This window comes from Pseudomonas sp. NPDC088429 (assembly GCF_044753305.1).
GTDB classification, from domain to species: domain Bacteria; phylum Pseudomonadota; class Gammaproteobacteria; order Pseudomonadales; family Pseudomonadaceae; genus Aquipseudomonas; species Aquipseudomonas rustica.
In genome coordinates this window covers 1-1,823 of record NZ_JBIVMX010000160.1, presented here as the reverse complement: position 1 = coordinate 1,823, position 1,823 = coordinate 1, and the positions used below count along the sequence as shown (strand labels likewise).

At 55.8% G+C, this 1,823-nt stretch carries 3 protein-coding genes and 1 pseudogene; 1 reads left to right on the top strand and 3 read right to left on the bottom strand.

Translation table 11 applies throughout. The features are described 5' to 3' along the window. From ACIP66_RS28650 to sdhC, 3 genes are all read right to left on the bottom strand, one after another. Window positions 1-514 (bottom strand): FAD-dependent oxidoreductase (locus ACIP66_RS28650; protein WP_400652659.1); only part of this gene is annotated, 514 nt, incomplete at its 3' end. 3 nt (window positions 515-517) lie between these two features. Next, window positions 518-886: a succinate dehydrogenase, hydrophobic membrane anchor protein gene (gene sdhD / locus ACIP66_RS28645; RefSeq protein WP_003222999.1), complete on the bottom strand. Its 369-nt coding sequence runs from the start codon at window positions 884-886 to the stop codon at window positions 518-520. Next, window positions 880-1,254 (bottom strand): succinate dehydrogenase, cytochrome b556 subunit, encoded by a 375-nt coding sequence (gene sdhC, locus ACIP66_RS28640; protein ID WP_016773673.1) that lies wholly within the window; start codon window positions 1,252-1,254, stop codon window positions 880-882. Before sdhC ends, sdhD begins: the two co-directional genes overlap by 7 nt. A gap of 363 nt (window positions 1,255-1,617) precedes the next feature. On the opposite strand from sdhC, the pseudogene gltA reads away from it, so the two are divergent. Beyond that, window positions 1,618-1,823: pseudogene (gene gltA / locus ACIP66_RS28635) on the top strand (citrate (Si)-synthase); the annotation flags it as partial.

The window sequence follows — 1,823 nt, the reverse complement described above, 5'->3', positions numbered from 1 at the left end:
GATCTACAGCGTAGTACTCGTTCAGGAACGTGGTACCGGCTTTCAGGTTGCCCTGATAAAGGGTGTGCAGCAGCGCGTGACCGGTACGGTCGGAAGCGGCGCACGTACGAGCAGCCTGCCCGCCCTTGCCGTAATCCTTGGACTGACCGCCGAACGGACGCTGGTAGATGCGGCCCTGTTCGGTACGCGAGAACGGCATGCCCATGTGGTCCAGCTCATAAACAGCAGCCGGGCCTTCCTGACACATGTATTCGATAGCGTCCTGGTCACCGATGTAGTCGGAACCCTTGACGGTATCGTACATGTGCCAGCGCCAGTCATCGTTCGGGTCAGCGGACGCGATTGCGCAAGTGATGCCGCCCTGAGCGGAAACAGTGTGCGAACGGGTCGGGAAAACCTTGGTGATCACGGCAGTCTTGTGACCGCCCTGTGCCAGTTGCAGCGCAGCGCGCATGCCGGCACCGCCACCACCAATAATGATGGCGTCGAAAGAAATCGTTGGAATGTTAGCCATGACTCAGATACCCCAGAGAATCTGCACACCCCAGACGAAGTAAGCGAACATCGCAACGCCGCATACTGCCTGGAAAAGGAAACGTATAGCCGTCGCGGACTTGCCGAACGCCATTGGCGTCAGGTAGTCAGTCGCGATGGTCCACATGCCGACCCAGGCGTGAGCGCCAAGGGCAACAAGGGCCAGGAGGCTGAAAATACGCATCCCGTTGTGGGCGAACAGTTCATGCCACTGGGCATACTCGAGGCCAGGGTGGGCCACGACGTATCCGATCAGGAAGATGAAGTAAGCCGCGAGAACGACCGCAGACACACGTTGCGCCATCCAGTCATAGAGGCCCGAACGCGAGAGGTTCGTGACGTTAGTTACCATATCCAAACTCCTGCCAGAACGATTACCACCACGGAAACGGCGATAACGATTTTCGAGCCCAGCTTGCCGCCTTCCAGCGTCTCACCGATGCCCATGTCCATGATCAAGTGGCGCACACCGGCTACCAAGTGATACAGCAGAGCGGACAGGATGCCCCAAATCACTAGCTTGGCTAGCGGACTGGTCAGACACGCTTTCACCTGACCGAAGCCTTCCTCGGAGCTCAGCGACTTGTCCAATGCGTAAAGCATGATGGCAAGGCACACGAAGAGGATGACACCGGAGATTCGGTGAAGAATGGACGTGTAAGCAGTGACTGGGAGTTTGATGGTCCTTAGGTCTAGGTTTACAGGTCGTTGGCTTTTCACGGCTTTTTTTTCACACTGAAGAGCCCCTAACAATCAGGGCAAAGTTGTTGGGGAGTGCACTGGTCAGGTAACCACCACCCAGGGATGCGACCCCCAATGAAAGCAAGCCCAAAAGCCCTTGGCGGTCGGTGGCCGAGTATAGACAGTTAGGCTACTAATGACAACGCAATCACCTACCCCCAATAGCTGATTGCACAAGTTGCATAAAAGGCGTAAATGGCAGGCAATTTCGAGGAAAAAGTGCGCTTAAAGCCTTCTGGAGCAAGACTTTAGGCAAATTGACATTCGAATTTATCTCACTATAGTGGTGCGGGCCCTGCGTGGGGGGTCTGTCTGATGGTTCAAGCATAAATAGGAGGCCACATGGCTGACAAAAAAGCGCAGTTGATCATCGAGGGCGCAGCCCCCGTCGAGCTGCCCATTTTAACCGGCACCGTTGGTCCCGATGTAATCGATGTTCGGGGCCTGACGGCCACGGGCCGCTTCACTTTCGACCCGGGTTTCATGTCGACCGCTTCGTGCGAATCGAAGATCACCTATATAGACTGCGACAACGGCATTATGTTGAA

Coding starts and splice junctions, on each gene's coding strand:
- sdhD (WP_003222999.1), bottom strand. CDS start 886: ATGGTAACTAACGTCACGAACCTCTCGCGTTCGGGCCTCTATGACTGG.